The 20,256-nt window shown below is 69.0% G+C and carries 19 protein-coding genes and 1 tRNA gene; 9 read left to right on the top strand and 11 right to left on the bottom strand.

The genetic code is table 11. The annotated features are described in order from the left end of the window. The first annotated feature begins 81 nt into the window (after window positions 1–81). From E6N53_RS18765 to E6N53_RS18750, 4 genes are all read left to right on the top strand, one after another. Window positions 82–2,553: an ATP-dependent DNA helicase gene (locus E6N53_RS18765; RefSeq protein ID WP_142860987.1), complete on the top strand. Its 2,472-nt coding sequence runs from the start codon at window positions 82–84 to the stop codon at window positions 2,551–2,553. Continuing rightward, window positions 2,550–3,053, top strand: a complete 504-nt coding sequence (gene cgi121, locus E6N53_RS18760; protein ID WP_142860986.1) for a KEOPS complex subunit Cgi121 — start codon at window positions 2,550–2,552, stop codon at window positions 3,051–3,053. The genes E6N53_RS18765 and cgi121 overlap by 4 nt, the downstream gene beginning before the upstream one ends. Window positions 3,054–3,153: 100 nt before the next feature. Then, complete coding sequence (locus E6N53_RS18755) at window positions 3,154–3,585, top strand: hypothetical protein (RefSeq protein ID WP_142860985.1); 432 nt, start codon at window positions 3,154–3,156, stop codon at window positions 3,583–3,585. Window positions 3,586–3,662: 77 nt separating this feature from the next. Then, entirely contained in the window at window positions 3,663–3,845 is a 183-nt protein-coding gene (locus E6N53_RS18750) for a hypothetical protein (RefSeq protein WP_136592216.1), read from the top strand. A gap of 45 nt (window positions 3,846–3,890) precedes the next feature. Here E6N53_RS18750 and E6N53_RS18745 read toward each other — a convergent pair. Next, window positions 3,891–3,963 (bottom strand) — tRNA-Gln (locus tag E6N53_RS18745). 153 nt (window positions 3,964–4,116) lie between these two features. Between E6N53_RS18745 and E6N53_RS18740 the strand changes: the two genes are divergently transcribed. Both E6N53_RS18740 and E6N53_RS18735 read left to right on the top strand, forming a co-directional pair. Further along, the gene (locus E6N53_RS18740) at window positions 4,117–4,695 is read left to right on the top strand and encodes an IMP cyclohydrolase (RefSeq protein WP_142860984.1); all 579 of its coding nucleotides are present in this window, start codon (window positions 4,117–4,119) and stop codon (window positions 4,693–4,695) included. A 42-nt stretch (window positions 4,696–4,737) separates the two neighbouring features. Further along, window positions 4,738–5,397 (top strand): metallophosphoesterase family protein, encoded by a 660-nt coding sequence (locus E6N53_RS18735; protein ID WP_142860983.1) that lies wholly within the window; start codon window positions 4,738–4,740, stop codon window positions 5,395–5,397. Window positions 5,398–5,419: 22 nt separating this feature from the next. On the opposite strand, the gene E6N53_RS18730 is transcribed toward E6N53_RS18735, so the two are convergent. Further along, a complete protein-coding gene (locus tag E6N53_RS18730; protein WP_142860982.1) occupies window positions 5,420–6,604 on the bottom strand; it encodes an aspartate kinase in 1,185 nt (394 codons plus the stop codon). Between the two features lie 255 nt (window positions 6,605–6,859). Between E6N53_RS18730 and E6N53_RS21160 the strand changes: the two genes are divergently transcribed. After that, window positions 6,860–7,012 (top strand): hypothetical protein, encoded by a 153-nt coding sequence (locus tag E6N53_RS21160; protein WP_201741204.1) that lies wholly within the window; start codon window positions 6,860–6,862, stop codon window positions 7,010–7,012. An 81-nt stretch (window positions 7,013–7,093) separates the two neighbouring features. Here E6N53_RS21160 and E6N53_RS18725 read toward each other — a convergent pair whose 3' ends face one another. The 5 genes from E6N53_RS18725 to uvrB form a co-directional block, all read right to left on the bottom strand. Then, on the bottom strand, window positions 7,094–7,540 hold the full coding sequence (locus E6N53_RS18725) for a universal stress protein (RefSeq protein ID WP_236642424.1): 447 nt from the start codon (window positions 7,538–7,540) through the stop codon (window positions 7,094–7,096). A gap of 1 nt (window position 7,541) precedes the next feature. Then, window positions 7,542–8,639 carry a sulfite exporter TauE/SafE family protein gene (locus E6N53_RS18720; RefSeq protein WP_142860981.1) on the bottom strand — a complete coding sequence of 366 codons (1,098 nt, stop codon included), beginning with the start codon at window positions 8,637–8,639 and terminating at the stop codon, window positions 7,542–7,544. A 351-nt stretch (window positions 8,640–8,990) separates the two neighbouring features. Then, window positions 8,991–9,908, bottom strand: coding sequence for a hypothetical protein (locus tag E6N53_RS18715; protein WP_142860980.1), 918 nt, complete (start codon window positions 9,906–9,908; stop codon window positions 8,991–8,993). Between the two features lie 55 nt (window positions 9,909–9,963). Beyond that, window positions 9,964–10,341 carry an NUDIX hydrolase gene (locus tag E6N53_RS18710; RefSeq protein ID WP_142861025.1) on the bottom strand — a complete coding sequence of 126 codons (378 nt, stop codon included), beginning with the start codon at window positions 10,339–10,341 and terminating at the stop codon, window positions 9,964–9,966. A gap of 42 nt (window positions 10,342–10,383) precedes the next feature. Then, complete coding sequence (uvrB, locus tag E6N53_RS18705; protein ID WP_142860979.1) at window positions 10,384–12,432, bottom strand: excinuclease ABC subunit UvrB; 2,049 nt, start codon at window positions 12,430–12,432, stop codon at window positions 10,384–10,386. Between the two features lie 121 nt (window positions 12,433–12,553). On the opposite strand from uvrB, the gene E6N53_RS18700 reads away from it, so the two are divergent. Further along, window positions 12,554–12,823 carry a DUF7553 family protein gene (locus E6N53_RS18700; RefSeq protein WP_142860978.1) on the top strand — a complete coding sequence of 90 codons (270 nt, stop codon included), beginning with the start codon at window positions 12,554–12,556 and terminating at the stop codon, window positions 12,821–12,823. A gap of 213 nt (window positions 12,824–13,036) precedes the next feature. On the opposite strand, the gene E6N53_RS18695 is transcribed toward E6N53_RS18700, so the two are convergent. Both E6N53_RS18695 and E6N53_RS18690 read right to left on the bottom strand, forming a co-directional pair. Beyond that, window positions 13,037–13,639, bottom strand: coding sequence for a transcription antitermination protein (locus tag E6N53_RS18695; protein ID WP_142860977.1), 603 nt, complete (start codon window positions 13,637–13,639; stop codon window positions 13,037–13,039). An 83-nt stretch (window positions 13,640–13,722) separates the two neighbouring features. After that, entirely contained in the window at window positions 13,723–16,467 is a 2,745-nt protein-coding gene (locus E6N53_RS18690) for an STT3 domain-containing protein (RefSeq protein ID WP_142860976.1), read from the bottom strand. 346 nt (window positions 16,468–16,813) lie between these two features. On the opposite strand from E6N53_RS18690, the gene E6N53_RS18685 reads away from it, so the two are divergent. Further along, the gene (locus tag E6N53_RS18685) at window positions 16,814–18,502 is read left to right on the top strand and encodes a stage II sporulation protein M (protein ID WP_142860975.1); all 1,689 of its coding nucleotides are present in this window, start codon (window positions 16,814–16,816) and stop codon (window positions 18,500–18,502) included. A 36-nt stretch (window positions 18,503–18,538) separates the two neighbouring features. On the opposite strand, the gene E6N53_RS18680 is transcribed toward E6N53_RS18685, so the two are convergent. Both E6N53_RS18680 and E6N53_RS18675 read right to left on the bottom strand, forming a co-directional pair. Beyond that, entirely contained in the window at window positions 18,539–19,096 is a 558-nt protein-coding gene (locus E6N53_RS18680; RefSeq protein ID WP_142860974.1) for a hypothetical protein, read from the bottom strand. A gap of 222 nt (window positions 19,097–19,318) precedes the next feature. Next, the gene (locus E6N53_RS18675) at window positions 19,319–20,179 is read right to left on the bottom strand and encodes a sulfurtransferase (protein WP_136592413.1); all 861 of its coding nucleotides are present in this window, start codon (window positions 20,177–20,179) and stop codon (window positions 19,319–19,321) included. Window positions 20,180–20,256: the final 77 nt, after the last annotated feature.

Below are 20,256 nucleotides of genomic sequence, written 5' to 3'. Positions count from 1 at the left end.
GACAGGTCGCCGCCACACCGCCACACCGCCGCGCACGCGACCCGAAACCCTATACTCCGAAAGGAACCAAACGGGCGGTAGATGAACCCCGCCGACGTCCCCGGACTGCCCGAGGGGGTCGCAGACCGACTCCACGAGGAGGGTATCGAAGCGCTGTACCCACCGCAGGCCGAGGCGGTGAACGCGGGCGTCACCACGGGCGAGAGCGTCGTCGCGAGCGTCCCCACGGCCTCGGGGAAGACGCTCGTCGCCGAACTCGCGATGCTCTCGGCGATTCGGCGCGGAGGGAAGGCGCTCTACATCGTCCCCCTCCGCGCGCTCGCCTCGGAGAAGAAAGCCGAGTTCGAGCGGTGGGAAGAGCTGGGCTTCACCGTCGGGGTCTCCACCGGGAACTACGAGTCCAGCGGCGAGTGGCTCGCCTCCCGCGACATCATCGTCGCCACGTCGGAGAAGGTCGACTCGCTCGTCCGGAACGACGCGCCGTGGATCGACCAGCTCACGTGCGTCGTCGCCGACGAGGTCCACCTCGTCGACGACCGGAACCGGGGGCCGACGCTGGAGGTGACGCTGGCGAAGCTTCGACGCATCAACCCCGGCCTTCAGGTGGTCGCGCTCTCCGCGACGGTCGGCAACGCCGACGAGATCGCCGAGTGGCTCGACGCGAACCTGGTCGACGCCGACTGGCGCCCCATCGACCTCCGGACGGGCGTCCACTACGGCAACGCGATCACGTTCGACGACGGCTCACAGCGGGAGGTTCCGGTCGACGGCAAGCGCCAGACGCCGGCGCTCGTCGACGACGCGCTCGTGGGCGACGGTGACCACGGACAGGGCTCGTCGCTAGTGTTCGTCAACTCCCGGCGCAACGCCGAGGCGGCGGCGAAACGCCTCGGCGACGTCACGTCAAAGCGACTCACGGGCGAGGAGACGCGGGAGTTACGCGAACTCGCCGACGAAGTCGAGGACGTCTCGGACACGGAGACGTCGACGGACCTCGCGCGCGCGGTCAGGAAAGGCGCGGCGTTTCACCACGCGGGACTGGCCCCGAAGCACCGAGAGCTCATCGAGGACGCCTTCCGGGCCCGACTCGTCAAGTGCGTCTGTGCCACCCCGACGCTGGCGGCGGGGGTCAACACACCCGCACGACGGGTCGTCGTCCGCGACTGGCAGCGGTACGACGGGGAGTTCGGCGGGATGAAGCCGCTCGACGTGCTCGAAGTGCATCAGATGATGGGACGGGCGGGGCGGCCCGGACTGGACCCCTACGGCGAGGCCGTGTTGCTGGCGAAGGATTACGACACGCGCGACGAACTGTTCGAGCGGTACGTCTGGGCGGAGCCCGAGGCCGTCCAGTCGAAGCTCGCCGCCGAGCCCGCCCTGCGGACACACCTCCTCGCCACCGTCGCGTCGGGGTTCGCGCACACCCGGTCCGGACTGCTGTCGTTTCTCGACCGGACCCTGTACGCGACCCAGACGGACGACCCCGACTACCTGGCGCAGAAGGCCGACACCGTCCTCGACTACCTGGAGCGGAACGACTTCCTCACGCGCGAGCGCGAGGACGACGACGTGCGGCTGAAGGCGACGGGGTTGGGCCACACCGTCTCCCGGCTCTACCTGGACCCGATGAGCGCGGCCGAGGTGGTCGACGGTCTGGCGTGGGGCGACGAGAACGAGCGCGAGATGCGACGACGGCTCGACGGCGTGGAGTCGACTACGGGCGGGAGTAGGACGAAGGAGACGGAAGCCGGTGGCTTCCAGACGGCGAGCGAGTTGGTGGCAGAGAGCGAGAGAGCGGACGAGAGCGACGGAGACGGGCAGGAAGCGGACGAGAGCGACCGCACCTATCCCACGCCGCTCGGGCTGTATCACCTCGTCTCCCGCACCCCGGACATGTACGAACTCTACCTCAAGTCGGGAGACAGAGAGCGGTACACCGAGGAGTGTTACGAGCGGGAGGCCGAACTCCTGGGTCGAACGCCCTCCGAATACAGCGACACGCAGTTCGAGTCGTGGCTCTCGGCGCTGAAGACGGCACGACTCCTCGAGGACTGGGCGAACGAGGTCGACGAGGACCGCATCGCCGAGCGGTACGGCGTCGGCCCGGGTGACATCAGGGGGAAGGTCGACACGGCGACGTGGCTCCTCGGCGCGGCCGAGCGCATCGCCGGCGACCGCGGCTTCGACGCCGTCGCGGTGCGCGAAGCGAAAAAGCGCGTCGAGTACGGCGTCCGCGACGAACTGCTCGACCTCGCGGGGGTGCGGAACGTCGGCCGGAAACGCGCACGACGGCTGTACGAGGCCGGCATCGAGACCCGCGCGGACCTCCGCGACGCGGACAAGTCGGTCGTCCTGGGGGCCCTTCGGGGGCGGCGGAAGACCGCCGCGTCCATCCTCGAGAACGTCGGCCGGCAGGACCCGTCGATGGACGACGTCTCGGCCGACGAGTCGACGGCGCAGGCGGTGGCCGAGGGGACGGAGGCGGAGGGGTCAGCCTCGGGAGGGGGAAGCGACACCGAGAGCGACCAGGCGAGCCTGGGAGACTTCGGATGAGGCTGGTCGAGGGAGTCGCAGACGTCGACGACGTCGGGGCGTTCGTCGAGCGGCTGGATGCCGTCGGAGCGCGCCACGGCGTGACGGTCCAGGCGTTCGACGCGCGGTACGTCGTCTCGCGCGCGCACCTCGAACGCGCCGTCGAACTCGCCGAGAGAGCGTTCGAGCGGGGAGCGAACGTCGCCCACGACCGCGGTGTCGAGATACTCCTCTACGCGGCCGGCCGTCGACAGATCGACCGGGCGCTCACCATGGGCGTCTCGCCCGGCGAACAGTCGGTCGTCGTCCTCGTCGACGCTGGAGACGACGACGGAGCGGCCGAAGACGAGGCGGCCGCCGCCGTCGAGCGGGAGTTGCGCCCGGCGTCGACGCTGGGGGCGTTCGACGAGGGGCGCGTCAGGGAGTACTTCGACGTGGGAGCGCGCGAACTCGCCGTCGTCGACGGGCGTCTCGCGGACGTCGTCCTCGAGCGGGTGGCGCTCCTCGACGTCGAGAAGTGAGCGCGCCCCTGTTGCGTCGTCCGCAGACTCGAGTGTGTCATCCAGAGGTGGTGTTCGGCTGACCGACACGTTCTGGTCGCTGCGGTCCCTTTCGTCACAGATGACCGTTCGAAGGCTGTGGGCCGCCGTCAGGCGGTGGACACCGTGGGTCATCGTGGCACCCCGGCGGTACGTGGGACGGGGCGACGAGTGGGGTTCGTTCGACTTCGAGTCGTGGTCCGAGCGGTACGAGTGGCGCGAGGACGAGTGGAACGGGTGGGTCGACGTCGCACGGCGGCCGGACGACACCGTCGCGGACGAGACTGGCGACTGTGAGGATTACGCGCTCGTCGCGGCGTCGTGGGCGCTCGCGAGGGGCCGGACGCCCGTCGGGGTGGGCTTTTGTTTCACCCCGTGGCTCCCGGTTCCGAGACACGCCATCGCCTACGACCGCGACAGGGTGTACTCGAGCGGCGAGGTTCGCGAGGAGAGCGTCGACGCGTTCCTCGACCGGACGGAGTACGCGTGGGCGCTTCGGCGTCGACTCGCCTGAGAGCGGCGACTGACCGGACCAGTCCGAGCGAGTGCGGGCGCGGAACATTCAATCCGTTGACGGGCCAAGTGGGAGGTATGTACCGAGTGCTGTTCCCGGAAGGACAACTGGAGTGTGCACACTACGAACGGACGGAGTACGGCGTCGACCTCTACGACGACGAAGAGGAGCTGGTGGCGTTCATCCCCTACGCGAACCTCCACGCGGTCATCGACGACGCGGGGTTCGACGACGACGAGACGGAGCCGTCGGTCATCTGAGCCTGGCTGACGGACTAGACGCTCGAAGGACGAGCGAGAGAGAAGTAGTCCCACCAGGATTCGAACCTGGGTCGTTGCCCCCAGAAGGCAACAGGATTGGCCACTACCCCATGGGACTGCATACTGAACGAAGACACACCGAAACAAAACGCTGTCGCTTCATTTCGAGGGTGGAATCGTCTCCCACGCGGAGGGTCCACGGGCCGGATAGACGGGCGAAGAACGTGCATATATCGTCACCTACTTCACCCCGAGATGACCACTGTCGTGCATGTACATCGGGAGATTCGTCGTCGTCGGTCCGGGACTGGGTGCGTATCGCGTCTCGTCGCGGTCGTTCCCGAACCGCCAGGTCGTCGACCGTGACGGGACGCTGACCGTCGGGCCCACCGCTGCGGCCGAGGAGACGGACAACCCCTACGTCTCGTACAACTGCCTCCGTGAGGCCGGGTCGGGGGTCGTCCTCGGGAACGGGTCGCACGTCGACCCCATCGCGGAGAAAGTCGACATGGGGTATCCCGCCCGGGACGCACTCGCGCTCTCGCTTCTCTCCTTGGACTTCGAGAAGGACGACTACGACACCCCGCGGGTCGCCGGCGTCGTCACGGCCGACACCGCGTTCGTCGGCATCGTCCGCCGCGACGCGCTGCTCGTCGAGGAGGTCGACGAGCCGACGCTCGTGGCGACGTACGAGGAGGACACCCCCCGGGCGTTCGATTTCGCGGCGGAGAGCGCCGAGGCGGCGGCGGAAGAAGCGTACGCCCTCAGCTTCGAGCACGCGGTGTGTGCAGCGGCGGCGCGGGTGACAGCGGCGGGCGTCGAGACCGCCGTCGAGAACGGCGACGGGTAGGCGGGCCGGGCTACTAAACCGCCGGCGGGCCTGCTAGGGAGCATGCGTCTCGGACTCATCTCGGACGTCCACGGGAATCGGGTCGCGCTCGAAGCCGTCCTCGACGACATGCCCGCCGTCGACCGCCTGCTCTGTGCCGGCGACGTCGTCGGCTACAACCCCTGGCCCGCAGAGTGTGTCGCCGCGGTTCGGGGCCGAGACGTCCCGACGGTGATGGGCAATCACGACCGCGCAGTCGCTTCGGAGACGAGTTTCGGGTTCAACAGCATGGCGCAGGCGGGCGTCGAGTACGCCCGCGAGCACCTCGACGAGTCCGCGCTGGCGTGGCTCGCGAGGCTCCCGGACGAACGGACCCTCCTCGACGGCCGTGTGAAGGTCGTCCACGGCCACCCCGCAGACCCCGACCGCTACACCTACCCCGCGGACTTCGCGCCGGGGATGTTGGACGGCGAGGAACTGCTCGTGATGGGTCACACGCACGTCCAACACCACGCGGTCTTCGCGGAGGGGATGCTGGTGAACCCCGGCAGCGTCGGCCAACCGCGCGACGGTGACCCGGACGCGGCCTACGCCGTCGTCAATCTGGCGGAGCGAGCGGTCACGGAACACCGGGTCTCGTACGACGTCGACCGGGTCGCGACGGCCATCGAGGAGGTGGGGCTCCCCAGACGGCTCGGCCAGCGGCTGTACGAAGGTCGGTAGCGGAAAGGAGAGCGAGCGAACGTTACCCCTGGAACTCGTCCTGGATGATGCGGAGCGTCTCCTCGCGGTCGTCCCAGGCGACGAAGATGGCGACGGAGGTCGCGCTCGTGATGACGTCGTGGATGTTGATGCCGGCGTCGGAGATGGGTCTGACGATGTCGAGGATGATTCCCGGGCGGTTGGGGAGTTCGCCACCGGTGACGCGGACGACGGCGATGTCGTCTTCGACCGTCACCGAGGAGAGCGTCTCGTCGGAGATGACCCGCTCGTGGAGGACGGTCTCGGCGAGTTCGGCGTCGTCGTCGCCGACGTAGAACGTGATGGAGTCCATCCCACTGGCGACGGAGTCGATGTTGACGTTCGCCTCGCGGAGCGCCTGGGCGAGTTCGGCGAGGATGCCTGGCCGGTTCCGAATGGCCCGACCGGCGAGGGTGATGCACGACAGGGGGTTGTCCTCCATGTCGATGAGGTTCTGGAACTCGCCTTCGATGAGCGTGCCGCCGGTGAGCAGGTCACCGTGCTGGTAGTGGACGACACGGACGTTGAGCGCGGCGTCTTTGTATGACAGCGCGGAGGGGGCCACCACTTCAGCGCCGCGGAACGAGAGGTTTCGGAGTTCGTCGACGGTGATGCGCCCGACGTTGCGAGCGCCCTCGACGACGTGGGGGTCGCCGGTCATGACGCCCTCGACGTCGGTGACGATGACGACCTCGTCGGCGTGCATGTACTTGCCCATCATGACGGCGGTCGTGTCGGAGCCGCCTCTACCGAGCGTGGTGACCTCGCCGTCGATAGTCTGGGCGAGGAAGCCGGTGATGACCGGGACGACGCCGTCGAGGTCGGCGGCGAGTTGCTCGGCGCGCTTCGTCGTCTCCGCGACGTCGACCTCGCCGTACTCGTCGGTGATGACCGGCCACTCGTCGCTGCCGGGTTCGAGGAACTTCGCCTCGACCCCGCGGGAGGACAGGGCGGCCTTCAGCATCCGAACCGAGGTACGCTCGCCCATCGAGACGATCTCCGCACGGTCCTTGTCGTCGGCTTCGAACTTGATCTCGTCGAGGAGGTCGTCCGTCGTCGAGCCCATCGCGCTCGCCACGACGGCGATCTCGTGGCCCTGTTCGACGGCGGCCGCGATGGAGTCGGCCGCGCGGTTGATCCGGTCACCGCTTCCGAGAGAGGTGCCACCGAACTTCGCGACTACGCGCACCGTCGGGCCTCCGTCGTTCGCGGCAGCACACCGTTGGAAAGACGCCTGTCAAACATGGCGGCGACTAACACAGGGGCCGGTATAACTGTGTCCAAATCGGTGGCTCGCGTGCATCCGGCTGACACGACTGACCGCGTCGCGCCCGCTGGTCGAGGGCACCCGACGCGACGAACGCAGGCGGCGGGAGTGGTCACCCGAGACGGCCTGTCCGTGCCACCACCAACGTTTATGAAAGACCGTCAAAGACCTAGGCGTATGAGTCACGAACGCGGTTCGGTTCCAGCACCGGAAGGCGATCGACGACCGCACGCGACCCCGCTGTCCCGGCTTCTCGGGAAGGTGCACAGACATTTCAGGGCGTGGCCGCGGCGCTACGTCGAGATGCGCGTCGGCCGGCGACGGCCCTGATCGAGTTCGTCGGGACGACTGCACGGGGTTCGAGACCCGTCGAAACGGTCGTCGGCCGCGCTCCCGGCCGACGGGGTCACCTCACGCTTCGGCTCTGACCGTGAGCACCGGCACCGGGGAGTTGCGGACGACGCGCTCGGTGACGCTCCCGATGAGGTAGTGGTCGAGGCCGGTTCGACCGTGCGTGCCCATGACGACCAGGTCGACGTCGGTCTCGTCGACGTAGTCGAGGACCTCCGTCTTCGGGATGCCCGCACGGACCACTCGTTCGGTCGGGACGTCGTCCGGAAGCGCCTCGACCGCCCGGTCGATGGCCGCCTCGGCGCGCTCGTGTTCGGCCTGTTCCCAGGCGTCGACCGCGAGGCCCGCGGTGGGGCTCTCGAACCGGTTCCGCGTGTCGGCGACAGAGAGGACGTGCACCGTCGCACCCGAGAGCGCCGCGATGTGGCCCGCCTCCTCGACGGCCGCCAGCGTCGCCTCGCTCCCGTCGGTCGGGAGGAGGACGTTGTCGTATCCGCGCGCCATCATCTCAGAGGATACCTCCCGCGGCCATGAGGAACAGCGCGATCGAGATGACGGCGAAGAGGACGCCGACGCCGTTCTTGATGGTGTCCGTCTCGAGCGCGTTCGACACGTAGGGGGCGATCTGTCCACCGATGACCGTCGCCGGAACGGTGAAGACGACCATGTTCCACGGCGTCGTCGCGAGGCTGAGCGAGTGCCCGCCGACGATGCCGCCGCCGAAGACGTGGACGACAGACGCCAGCACCGCGGTCAGCGCGACGACGATGTGGTTGGTGCCGATGGCCACGCGAACCGGAACCTTGGTTCCGAGCATCGAGACGATGCCGAGTTCGCCGACGCCGAAGCCGGCGAGGCCCTGGAACGTCCCGCCGACGCTGTAGTTGGCGAAGCGTCGCAGGTAGCCCGACCGGGTGTAGGTGTAGTCGTCGCCCTCGCGGTCGACCCGGGTGACGGTGCCGTCGTCGTCGGTGCGGACGCCCGCCGGGCCGAGTTTGCCGGGGTCGTTCGGGAGGGCGACGGTGCCACCGTCGGCCGCCGTGGTCGCGTCCGCGTCGGAACTCGCCGAGCCGTCGTGGTCACCGTGCCCGAGGTCGGCCGTGAACAGGAGGTACGACGCCGCCAGGAGCGCGAGTCCGAGGAGCGAGTGGAACAGCACCTCGGGGATGACGAACGAGAGCAGCGCGCCCCCGATGACGAACGGAATCGACCCGGCGACGAGCGACAGCGCCAGTCGGCGGTCGACGAGTCCGTACTGGATGAACGCCACGGCCGAACTCGAGAGGCCGAACGCTTCGCTGATGAGCCCCACCTTGACGATGGTCTGTGGCGTCAGCGGCTGGGCGAACAGCGGGAAGATGAAGATGAGGAACGGGACGAACAGCGCCGACCCGCTGATACCGACGGTGTTGACGATGGTCGCACCCAGCATGAACACCGGGAAGAGCCACCAGAACTCCAGCCAGTAGCCGGAGCCGGTGTCGGCGGGCGTCGGTGCCGCGAAGTACACCGAGGTGATGAACAGCACGGGCGCGAACAGGACGAACACGTGCTGGTACTTCAGGAACGACTTCTGGACACGGCTGTATGAGGGGGTGTCAGACATTGGCGTTGTGTAGCGTTAGTTGTCGACGAGACTGACGGTCGGGAGACTCGGTGACAGCACGGACACAGACGCAGGAACTGACGCACGAGACTCGGACGGAGTCCGGGCGTGAGAACAGTGTGCTTCGAGGTCGGTCGGGACGGACGGGGCCCGAGACATCGTCAGGTGATCCCTCCGGTCGCCGGGTTGAAGTGACGATGAGCGCTAGCGCCTCCGCTCGTGACAGTACGAATCATCGTGGAGCCTCGTATGGATTCACCGTTTGAAAAAGTTGAGATTCGCCGACGGCGTGCGAACGCGAGGCACAAAATTGCATTGACAGGTCGAGCGCGAGGCTGCCCGGGTGCGCCCTCACGAACCGTCCGCCCTGTCGTCGGGTTCGACGACCGTCCCGACGGTTCGGACGAGGAGGCGGTCGGAGAAGCCCGCGACGAACGCGACGGCGAGCGCGAGTGCCGACGACAGCGGACCGAGAGAGACGACGCCGGAGTGGAGGAAGACGAAGAGCGCGAGCGCCGCGGCCATCCCGACGGCGACGCGGGCGAGTCCGACCCAGGCGTCGACCAGCCGTTCGGGGTTCCGAGTGGAGTCGCGGCCGGCCGAGAGCGCCGCGCTCACCGTCGCCCCGAGGCCGCCGAAGAGCGCGACGGCGACGAACAGGGAGGTCCCGACGTCGGGGAGTAACGGGCCGCCGAGCGCGTCGACGGCGACGACGCTCACGACGAAGAGAAGAGAGAGGGTGGCGAGCGCGCCGAGGTATCGCCTGAAGGTCCGGAGCTGCCGCCACATGTTGTCGTACTGTTCGTCGAGGAGGCGACGGACGTGGTACAGCGCGTGCGCGTCGCCCGATTCGAGCAGCGCGGTCGCCGCCGCCCGTCGCCACGCCGAATCCAGCTTCGTCGTCTCCGCCGCGAGCAGTTCGGCCCAGTCGTCGACGCGGCCGTCACCGCCGAGTGCGTCCGCGAGCAGTTCCACCTCGACCGCGGCGTGGAAACACGCCCACGCCCGGTCGACGTCGCCCTCGGTGAGTGCCGCCTCGGCGGCGTCGAGTAGGGGTTCGAGCCGCGGGAGCCGCTCGGCTCCGGTGACCTCGTCGACGGCGTCGAGCTGGAGGCGATACGCCGCGAGTCTCCCGCGGAGTCGTCGGTGTGAGCCGCTCTGGGACCACGGCCCGCTCGCGCGCAGGCGTCCGAGCGCCCAGGTTCGCTCACCCGGTGCGGGCCCGTAGGGTGGCTGTTCCTCCGGTTCGGTCGGGAGCGCGCGGTTCATGTCGAAGCGCCAGTACGCCACGAGAGGAAATCACCGTTTCCCCCGGAGTGACCAGTCAGTCGACCCTGCCGACACGCCGGAGCAGGTCGCGTTCGAGCGCGTACGTCAACCGGTCGAGCGCGTCCGCGACTCGGAGCCACGCGAGTTCGTCCACCTCGTCGTCCGGTCGTCCCCGCTCGTCGCGGGCGCGCATGTGCCAGACGAACACGGTCTTCGGTCCCGCGCTCACCTCGTACTGGTACCGACCGGCGAACCCTCCGCGCTCGACGGCGAACCCCGTCTCCTCTTCGACCTCGCGCACCGCAGTCTCGGGGAGGAGTTCGCCCGGTTCGAGTTTCCCTTTCGGGAGGCTCCAGTCGTCGTATCGGGGGCGGTGGACGACGGCGAGCGAACCGTCGTCGCGCCACAGCAAGCCGCCGGCAGCGAAGACCATCGCTCCGTCGTCGTCACGCGCGGGCGTGGGGTCGGACACGGGTCAGAACTCCGGGTCGAGTTCCGGCGCGACGCCGTCGTCCTCGCGGTCGAGGTCGTACTCGCGCCTGAGGTCGCGGATGCGGTCGCGGATGTCCGCCGCGAGTTCGAACTCCAGGTTGCTCGCGGCCTCGTCCATGCGCGCTTCCAGTTCTTCGATCTGCGCTCGCGCCTCGTCGGAGTCCGTCGGCTGCTCCCGTGAGACGCCACCAGTGTCCGTCTTCGACCCTGGGAGGTTCATCTCGCTGACCGCCTTCTGGATGGTCTCGGGCGTGTAGCCGTGCGCCTCGTTGAACTCCCGCTGAATCTCGCGGCGACGGCGCGTCTCCTCGATGGCCGATTCCATGGCGTTCGAGGGCGAGTCGGCGTAGAGGACGACCCTCCCGTTGACGTTTCGCGCCGCCCGCCCCATCGTCTGAATCAGCGTCGCCTCCGAGCGGAGGAACCCCTCCTGGTCGGCGTCGAGGATGGCCACCAGCGAGACCTCGGGGATGTCGAGCCCCTCGCGGAGGAGGTTGATGCCGACGAGGACGTCGATATCTCCCAGTCGGAGCGAGCGGATGATCTCGTGTCGCTCCAGCGTGTCGGTCTCGTCGTGCATGTACTCGACGGCGACGCCCGACTCCTCGAGGTACTCGGTGAGGTCCTCGGCCATCCGTTTCGTCAGGGTGGTGACGAGCGCGCGCTCGTCGTCGGGGAGGTCCGAGATGCGGTCGAGGAGGTCGTCGACCTGCCCCGTCGCGGGGGCGATTTCGACCTCCGGGTCGACGAGGTGGGTCGGGCGGACGATCTGTTCGGCGATCTGTTCGGACTGCTCGCGTTCGTAGTCGGCGGGCGTCGCCGAGACGTACAGCGTCTTCGCGGTCTTCTCTTCGAACTCCTCGAACGTCAGGGGGCGGTTGTCGTACGCGGTCGGGAGGCGAAAGCCGTTCTCGACGAGCGAGTCCTTCCGCGACTTGTCGCCCGCGAACTGCCCTTTGATCTGCGGGAGGGTCTGGTGGGACTCGTCGACCACGGTGAGAAAGTCGTCGGGGAAGTAGTCCAGGAGGGTGTACGGCGGGTCGCCCGACTCGCGGTCCGAGAGGTGGACCGAGTAGTTCTCGATGCCCGAACAGTAGCCCGTCTCCTGGAGCATCTCGATGTCGAACGTGGTGCGTTCCTCGATGCGCTGGGCGGCCACGAGGTCGCCCTGCCGCTCGAAGTACCGCACCCGGTCGTCCATCAGGTCCTCGATCTCGCCGATGGCCGCGTCGAGGGTCTGCTCGGGGATGGAGTAGTGCTCTGCGGGGTGGACGAGCACCGCTGGCTCGGCGGAGACGACTTCTCCCGTCAGCGGGTCGAGTTTCGCCATGCGGTCGACCTCGTCACCCCAGAACTCCACGCGGACGGCGTGGCGACCGTACATGGGAAACACCTCGACGGTGTCGCCACGGACCCGGAAGGTGCCCTGCTGGAAATCGACGTCGTTGCGCTCGTAGTTGAGGTCCACGAGCCGCCGGAGCAGTTCGTCGCGGTCGAGTTCGTCGCCGACCTCGAGTCGGAGTGCCATGTCCTCGTACGTCCGCGGGTCACCGAGCCCGTAGATGGCCGACACCGAGGCGACGACGATGACGTCGTCGCGGGTGAGAAGCGACCGCGTCGCCGAGTGGCGCAGGCGGTCGATCTCCTCGTTTATCGACATGTCCTTGTCGATGTACGTGTCGGTCTGTTCGATGTAGGCCTCGGGCTGGTAGTAGTCGTAGTACGAGACGAAGTACTCGACCGCGTTGTCGGGGAAGAGGTTTCGGAACTCCTCGTACAACTGCGCGGCGAGCGTCTTGTTGTGGGCGATGACGAGGGTGGGCTGCTGTATCTCCTCGACGACCCACGAGACGGTGTTGGTCTTGCCGGAGCCGGTCACGCCGAGCAAGGTCTGTCGCTGCATCCCCTCCTCGAACCCGCGCGCGAGCGTCTCGATGGCCGCCGGCTGGTCGCCCGCAGGCTCGAACGGCGCGTCGACGCGGAACGGCACGTCGGCCTCGGGACGGTCCACGGAGAGCGGGCTGTCTGTCACGCCCGAGGGTATGCGACGGACGTACTTGGCTCGCTCGGCCCTCGGCGGCGCGGCGTCGCAGATACCGTCAATCCGTCCCGAGGTGCCAACGGTTTTGCGCCCGGGCGGCGTACGCCACGGTATGTCACGCACCGCACTCGAAGCCGCAAGCGAAGAGCTCCGGAAGGCGAGCGAACTGGCCGAGGGTGACCTCCAGGGACGCCTGTACGACCACTCGAATCAGATCGCGACGCTCGCGGCCCGCGAGGAGGGGCCCGACCACGGCAGACTCGACCGACACATGAACGCGCTGTACGAAATCGCCGGCGAGACCGAGGGGGACCTCCACGGCCACGTCGTCGCTGCCCGCGAACAGCTCACGGAGTACCGACGGGGCGTCGCCGGCGTCTGAACGCCCCCTTCGTTTCAGGTGGAGCGTTCGCCCGCGGACGAAGCTCGCGAGCGGCGACTGGTACGGGAAGAACCGACGTACTGCGACCAGATGGTGAACGTGGTCGCGGGTCGTGGGAACGAGTTCCAGTGGAAGCGAACGGGTTCTGCGGGGCGAACGGTGAGAGGAGGTTCCAGTTGAAACGGGGGGGGTATGGGACCGACTACCGAAGCGTCAGCAGACGTTCTTCGGCTTGATGCCCATGGACTCGAGCGTGTCGACGTAGTCGGCGTACGCCGCCTCGACGACGGCGTCAGCGCCGGTACGGGCGGCCGCCCAGGCGTCGTCGTCGGAACAGACCTCGTCGAGGAGCGCCTCGGCCGTCTCGCGCGCCTCTCGAACGCCGCTCTTGCGGTCGCGGAAGGTGTTCGCCGTCGAGGGGTCGGCGTCGCCGACGAAGAACCCGACCATCTGTGCGAGCGTCTTCTCCGCGACGAGGGTCCACGCGAGGAGGCCGCCGGCGCGGGCGGCCGTTCCCGTCAGGTCCGCGAGCGCCTCGTACGTCGGAGGCGTCTCCGCCTCGCCGTCACCGCCGTGTTCGGCCGCGAACGCGGCGACGTCGGCGAAAGCACGCTCCGCCTCCTCGGTCGGGTCGTCCGCCGCCCACGCTTCGAACGTCTCGCGGGCGGCGCGCGCCTCGACGGCCCAGGCGGCTTCGACGGCGTCACCGGCCATCTCCCCGCCGGTGAGCGCGTACACCCACTTCGACGAACCGAGTCGCGACAGCGGCGTCTCGTGGTCGTCTCGAACGGTCTCGGTGAACTCCGGTGCGTTCATGCGAGTCGGTACGACACCGCCGCGTTAGAAAGCGTCGACAGAGGCAGCGGGGTGTGGCAGTCTCGGACGCGGCGACCGGGCACTCACGTCTCGTGCCCCTCGGGCGGTTCGCTCGCGCGGACGAGGTCGAGTCGCACGTCCGTGACGACGCCGCGGAAGGGGTAGCGGCCGTCGGTGGTGTCCCCGATGACGAGCGTGGTGGTGGGGGTGATGCGTCCCGCGTAGGGCGTCTCGTCGACGACGGCCCCGTCCACGACGAGTCGCACCACCTCCCCATCCCACAGGAGGCTCACGGTGTGGGGTGCGCCGTCGTCGACGGCCGGCCCGCGGACGTCGGCCGCGCCGGGGCCGTCACCCAGCGCACCGACGATGCGGCCGTCGACGATGCCGACCTGGTAGCCGTCCGTCGTCGTGTACCGCCCGGAAGGCGCAGCGGCGACGAGACGCTGGAATCGGGTCGGCTCGGGAGAGTCCCGGCTCACGTCGTCGAGGCCGGCGAACCGGACGGTGAGCGCCAGGCCGGTCTCGGCAGTCGGCGTCGGGCCGCCGGGGACGACGACACCCCCGGTGCCCCGGAACCAGAGGCCGTCGTCGGTCCACACCGGACCGGAAACGCGCCCGTGGTACCCACCGACGGGGTCGAACGCGACGTCACCGTCGGCCGCGTCGAGCGACCAGCGGGCGGTCGTCGGCGTGTACGCGGGAGCGCCGACCGTGACGAACCGGCCGTCACGGACGTCGGCCTCGCTGACCGTGACCGCCTGGCCGTCCACGGTGTAGGTGCCGGAATAAGGGACGGTGACGGCGTACCAGCCGACGGCGGTCGTCGTCGCCTCGCGCGCGTAGACGAACGACTGGTCGCCGACGGTCACGGGGAGCGAGAGCGAGACACGCTCGTCGGCGGCGGCCCGCCCGACGACGACGGCACCGGGAACGAGCGCGAACGCACGGACCGAGCCGTCGTCGCTGGCGTAGACGAGTCGGTAGTGGCCCGTCCCCTCGAAGCCGTCACCGCGGCTCCCGAGTCGCTGGTGGAGGCGGGCCCAGGTCGAAGCGGGAGAGCCGGCGCGCACGTCGTGGGTCGTGACGACGAACCCGACCTGTTCGTGGTGCCGCCGGTACTGCCGCTCGGGCGAGTCGCTGTGGACGAACGTCGCGTAGTGCGCCTCCGCGTAGCGGTAGGAGAGTTCGGGGATGCTGTCGGCGTTCACCTCGTAGTTGAACAGCCGGTTCGTTCCGAGCGGGCTGAGGACGTAGCTCTCGGGGTACACGAGGTCACGGTCGACCGCGTACGCACGCATAGCCGTGGCCGCGTCGACCTCGGCGTCGGTGGCGGCGGACTGGTTGAGTTTCACCGCGAGCACGCCCGAACTCGTGACGACGAGGACGGCGACGAGGACGGAGAAGGCCGCCGGGCCGTAGCGACGAAACCGTCCGCGGGCGGCGACGAGAGCGGAGCGAGAGACGGCGGGCCCTGTGGCTCCTGTGGAGGAGTCAGAGACCGAGCAGACGCCCGTCCGTCGGGCGAGAGAAACGAGAGCGAGGCCGACGAAGACGGCGACGAACGGCGAGAGTTCGCCGGCGAAGCGGCGCTGGACGAGCGCCGAGGCGAGGAAGTACCAGGTGTACGTCGCGACGACGGCGACCCCGACGTCGCTGGTTCGGAGGGCGGCGAGCGAAGCCCGCAGGAGCGAGGGGAGCGCGAGGAACAGCAGCAGACCGAACAGCGAGAGCGGGCCCGTGAGGGGGCCGAGCGGGCCACCGACGAGCGAGACCGTCTCCGCGATACCGGTGGTGCGCGACTCCTCGAGGAACACGGCCCCGGCGGCGACGAGCGACCGGACGGGGGCGAACCGTTCGTCGAAGACGGCGACCGCGGCCACGAGACCGACGACGACGGGGAGAGCCGTCAGGCCGAGTGACAGCCGGGCGGCAATCTCGGAGGCGTCGAGCGCGGCGAGGGCGACGACGCTCAGCACGATACACGCTGCGAGCAGGCCGAACGCGAGGACGACGCCGGGCGTCTGCCAGCCGAACCAGGCGAACGCGGCCGCGACCAGCAGGGCGGCCCCGACGAACGACGCGGCGGCGCTGAGGCCCGCGCGGGGGCGGCGGTCGGCGGCGACGTCGAGGACGGCACCGAGGACGACAGCGAGGCCGGCGGGGAGCGCGAGCATGACGCCGGCCTCCCACGACGACACCTGAACCGCGAGCACGACGGTGAGCGCGAACACGAGAGTGACCCGGCGGCGCGTCGAGGCGGCCTGCCAGAGAAGGACGAGCAGGGTCGCCCCGACGACGAGCCAGAGGAAGTCCGCGGCGTGGTGGTCCGAGAAGCCGAGCGCGGTCCGAACGACGTGTGCGGGGGTGAGCGCGAGCGCGACGGCGGCGACCACCCCGACGAGCCGTGACGACGTGACGAGCGTGGCGAGCACGAAGACGAGAGCGACGGTGACGACCCCGACGACGACGGGGTACCACGCGAGGACGAGTGGGGTCTGGTCGACACCGCCGAGGAGTGTCACGACGAGCGCGAGCGCGACGACGAGGAACGGGTCGCGGCCGTCGTAGCGGACGAGGAGCGCAGGGTCGCCGCCGGCGGTCGCGACGTGTCGCTCGACGACGAAGCGGTAGAAGTACGGGTCGTTCGCGAGGAAGACGACCGTGTCACCGCGAAAGACGCCGGCGTAGATGTACGAGCGCGCCAGCAACGCGACGAGGAGGACGGCGGCGACGCTCACGACGACCGGGCGGGCGCGGGCGTGAGCGAGCGCGACCCCGACCCGTCCGGTCGTCTCGGACGGCAGCGGGGTAGGGACGTCCTGCATCAGTCAGTACACCGCTGCGGAGGGCATAAGTCGTCAGTCACTAACGCTGGCGGGAGTGGGGGTAATGACGTCTTACCGTCCGATAGTGGTCGACGAGCGAGCGCGAAGGGAGCGAATCGGCGGGACTGAGTGTCGCCACCGGAGGGGGCTTGTCGCGGTCCAGCAGGGCGGCGAAAACACGGGTTCACGGGGCGGAGAACGGTGATCCGTATCGCCAGGAGCCACCGCAGTGTCACGTGTGGGAAAGCGCCGAGGCTGACGGGTGACGCGGAGACCGGGAACGGTGACGCACTTGCGGGGCTGTCGGTGGGGAAGAAATACGCCGATTGCGGGACAACGACGACGCGTGTCAGTCGCCGATGCCCTCCGGTCCGCCGGCGGCCTCCTGCGCCGACGGACGAACGCCGTCCTCCCGTACTACGCGCTCTCCGCCGCGACGGTCGACGTGACTCGTCTCCCGCTCCTGGTGGGGGTGGTCGTCGCGTATCTCGCCCTGACGTCGACAGGCCAGTTGTCCCCCCTCCTCGACGAGTTCGCGGCGTTGAACCCCGAACTGCTCGGTCCGGAGAGTCCCGAGGCTCTCCCGCCCGAGTTAGGTGACCGGCTCGCCGCAGTTCTGTTCTCGCCGACGGTGGTCGTGCCGGTCGCCCTCGCGGCCGCAGTCGCCCTCGTCGTCTCCGTCCTCGTCCGCGGTGTGACGCGAGCGGCAGCGCTCTCGGCCGTCGACGCGGGCCTCGCGACACGAGACCCACTCGCTGCCGGGCTGAGGGGGATGCGCCGGTGGAAGACGTTCGCGGGGCTCGTCGTCGTTCGGTGGGGACTCCTCCTCGCCGCTGGGATTCCGTTCCTGGCGGCCGTCGTCGGCGCGTCGGCGACGCTCGGGGCGACACCGGGGATGGCTGCGCTCGGCCAGGGAGCCGTCGTGGCCGTCCTCGCCGCGCTCGTCGGCGGCCTCGTCAGCCTCCTGGCAGTCGTCGCCGTCGTCGCGCTGTTGGCGTTTGCCGGCCCGGCGGCCGTCGTCGACGACCTCGGGCTCGGGGCCGCGGTGCGACGGAGCGCCGGCGTGCCGTTCGCCCATCCCGTCGGGTTCCTCCTGTACGGCGTCGTCGTCGTGGGGACGTACGTCGGTCTCGGCGTCGGGACGGTCCTCTTCGGCATCGCCGGGGTGGAGCGGTTGGTCGCGGTCACTTCCGCGTTCCTCGTCTCGCCGCTGCTGGACGGCGTCGCGGTGGCGCTGTACACCGACTGGACGGATGCCGCGTCGCGACCGGCCGAGACGGACGCGGAGTCGTCGGCCGCGGCTGATGACGACGACGAACGCGTCGACACTGGCGGCGAGGCCGACGAGTCGGGTTTCGTGTTCGGCGAGCGAGAGCCGGCCGAAAGAGGGGACGAGGACGAGGACGGGGACGAGGACGAGGACGAGGACGACACCGAACGAATCGCGGAAGCCGTCGGTGGCGCGCTGCGAGACGGCATCCGCGAGCTCGGGCGGTTCGTTCGGACGGGGTGGTACTACGTCGTTGTCGCGGCGGCGGCGCTGCTGGCGGGTGTCGCAGGGGGGTGGACGGCGACGGCCGGGTCGGGAGTCCGCATCGGGACGCCGGCGGACCCGGGCTCGGTGTTCGGTCTCGTCCCCGTCGGTCCCTTCGTCAACATCGCGGTCAACAACTGGTTCGTCGCGTCGAACGCCGGGTTCGCGGGGCTGTTCGCCGGACTGCCGACGCTGGGAACGCTCGTGTTCAACGGGTTACTCGTCGGGGCTGTCGCGGGCGTCGTCGACCCGGTCGCCTTCGTCGCGTTCGTCGGCCCGCACGGCGTCGTCGAACTGCCGGCCATCGCCGTCGCCGGCGGGGTCGGTCTCCGTCTCGGCCACGTCGCGTGGGGTGTGTGGCGAGATGAGCGGCCGACAGCGGCGCTCGCCGACGAACTGGGCCTGACGTGGCGACGCGTCGTGGGGTTGCTCGCCGTGTTCGTCGTCGCCGGGTTCGTCGAAGCGTTCGTCACGCCCCAGGTCGCGGCGGCGGTACTGTGAGGCGGTTCCGGCGAGCGCCGTGGTCCGACGTCGGCGTCAGACCGCCTCGAACGCGCCGCCGTCGACTTCCTTCTTCACGCCCGCGTCACCTGCGCGGCAGGGGTCGTTGGCCGGACGGTCGACCGCGACGCCGTCACCGACAGTCGCCGAGCCGCTGGTCACGCCACCGAGGTCGAACGCGAACTCCTCGGCGGTCGTCGCGTACTTGAGGACCACGTAGTCGACCGGCACAGTCGTGTTGAACGACGCGGTCAGGAACTCACCCGGTTCGCCCGGTTTGGGGTTCGAGAACGTGATGTCGACGACGTCGCTCTCGTCGACGTCGCCAGCGACGACACAGAGGGCAGCGAAGCTGATGGCCCGCTGGTCACCCGGGTCGGGCGTCGGTTCTGGTGTCGGTTCTGGTGTCGGTTCCGGTGTCGACTCGGGGGTCGGTTCCGGCGTCAACACACCGTCGTTCGAGTTCTCGTTCAGGTTGAAATCCGTCGTCGTCCCGGTCTGTGTGACCGCCCCGGCGACGAGAGCGCTGAGGACGATGCTCAGCGCGAGGGCTGCGGCGAGGGTAACCGACGCCTGACCCCGGATGTCTGTCATCGGTCGCTCCCGTCTGCCGACGCGCGTCGGACCGGTTCGGTGACGATGCTGGTCGCGTACATGTCCGACTCAACGAACGTCACGAACGGAGCTAAGTATGATATTCCTTACACTCTGTGAGAGCTGTCTGTGTCAGAGAGAGTCAGGATTAATTGAACGCTACGGTGCCGACAGAATCGAGAGCCGGCGCGGGACGGCAGCCGAGGAGCGTGAAATCGTGGCTCAGTCGCCCTTCTCGATGGGCGCGCCGACGAGGTTGCCCCACTCGGTCCACGAGCCGTCGTAGTTGACGGCCGAGTCGTAGCCGAGCAGTTCGTGGAGCGCGAACCACGCGACGGAGGAGCGCTCGCCGATACGGCAGTAGGCGACGACGGAGTTGTCACCCGTAATTCCCTTCTCGGCGTAGAGTTCCTGGAGTTCGTCGTAGGACTTGAACGTCCCGTCGTCGTTCGTGACGGCGGCCCACGAGATGTTCTGCGCGCCGGGGATGTGGCCGCCGCGCTGGGCCGTCTCCTGCAGTCCCGGGGGCGCGAGAATCTCGCCGGAGAACTCCTCGGGCGAGCGGACGTCGACCAGCGGGATGCCGCGGTCGATGGCCGTCTCGACGTCGTCGCGGTAGGCGCGGATGTCCTCGAACGGGCCGCGTGCGGTGTACTCGACCGCCGGGAACTCGGGGGATTCGTCCGTCGTCGGATAGTCGTTGTCGAGCCAGTAGTCGCGGCCGCCGTCGAGGAGGCGGACGTCGTCGTGGCCGTAGTACTTGAACTGCCAGTAGGTGTAGGCGGCGAACCAGTTGGAGTTGTCGCCGTAGAGGACGACAGTCGACTCGTCGGAGATGCCGTGGCTGCCGAGGAGGTCCGCGAAGTCCTCCTTCGAGAGGATGTCACGGGTCGTCTGGTCCTGCAACTGTGTCTCCCAGTTGAAGCCGATGGCGCCGGGTGCGTGCGCCTCGTCGTACGCCTCGGTGTCGACGTCGACTTCGACGAGTCGGTACGCGGGGTCGTCGCTCTGGAAGTCCTCGAGGTGGTTCTCCACCCAGTCGGCGGAGACGAGGACGTCGTTCGCGTATTCGGTGTCGGACATCGTAGGGACGTACGAAAGCCAGCCTCATAACTGCCACACCAACGGCAGAGACGGCCATTCATCCGCCGAAGAGGCAA

This window comes from Salinigranum halophilum (genome assembly GCF_007004735.1).
Classification (GTDB): Archaea; Halobacteriota; Halobacteria; order Halobacteriales; family Haloferacaceae; genus Salinigranum; species Salinigranum halophilum.
This window is presented reverse-complemented; position numbering and strand designations above follow the sequence as displayed.

Bases quoted from the DNA above. Each gene is read 5' to 3' on its own strand.
- E6N53_RS18765 (WP_142860987.1), top strand. From the start codon at position 82: ATGAACCCCGCCGACGTCCCCGGACTGCCCGAGGGGGTCGCAGACCGA.
- cgi121 (WP_142860986.1), top strand. From the start codon at position 2,550: ATGAGGCTGGTCGAGGGAGTCGCAGACGTCGACGACGTCGGGGCGTTC.
- E6N53_RS18755 (WP_142860985.1), top strand. From the start codon at position 3,154: ATGACCGTTCGAAGGCTGTGGGCCGCCGTCAGGCGGTGGACACCGTGG.
- E6N53_RS18750 (WP_136592216.1), top strand. From the start codon at position 3,663: ATGTACCGAGTGCTGTTCCCGGAAGGACAACTGGAGTGTGCACACTAC.
- E6N53_RS18740 (WP_142860984.1), top strand. From the start codon at position 4,117: ATGTACATCGGGAGATTCGTCGTCGTCGGTCCGGGACTGGGTGCGTAT.
- E6N53_RS18735 (WP_142860983.1), top strand. From the start codon at position 4,738: ATGCGTCTCGGACTCATCTCGGACGTCCACGGGAATCGGGTCGCGCTC.
- E6N53_RS21160 (WP_201741204.1), top strand. From the start codon at position 6,860: ATGAGTCACGAACGCGGTTCGGTTCCAGCACCGGAAGGCGATCGACGA.
- E6N53_RS18725 (WP_236642424.1), bottom strand. From the start codon at position 7,540: ATGATGGCGCGCGGATACGACAACGTCCTCCTCCCGACCGACGGGAGC.
- E6N53_RS18720 (WP_142860981.1), bottom strand. From the start codon at position 8,639: ATGTCTGACACCCCCTCATACAGCCGTGTCCAGAAGTCGTTCCTGAAG.
- E6N53_RS18715 (WP_142860980.1), bottom strand. From the start codon at position 9,908: ATGAACCGCGCGCTCCCGACCGAACCGGAGGAACAGCCACCCTACGGG.
- E6N53_RS18710 (WP_142861025.1), bottom strand. From the start codon at position 10,341: ATGGTCTTCGCTGCCGGCGGCTTGCTGTGGCGCGACGACGGTTCGCTC.
- E6N53_RS18700 (WP_142860978.1), top strand. From the start codon at position 12,554: ATGTCACGCACCGCACTCGAAGCCGCAAGCGAAGAGCTCCGGAAGGCG.
- E6N53_RS18695 (WP_142860977.1), bottom strand. From the start codon at position 13,639: ATGAACGCACCGGAGTTCACCGAGACCGTTCGAGACGACCACGAGACG.
- E6N53_RS18690 (WP_142860976.1), bottom strand. From the start codon at position 16,467: ATGCAGGACGTCCCTACCCCGCTGCCGTCCGAGACGACCGGACGGGTC.
- E6N53_RS18680 (WP_142860974.1), bottom strand. From the start codon at position 19,096: ATGACAGACATCCGGGGTCAGGCGTCGGTTACCCTCGCCGCAGCCCTC.
- E6N53_RS18675 (WP_136592413.1), bottom strand. From the start codon at position 20,179: ATGTCCGACACCGAATACGCGAACGACGTCCTCGTCTCCGCCGACTGG.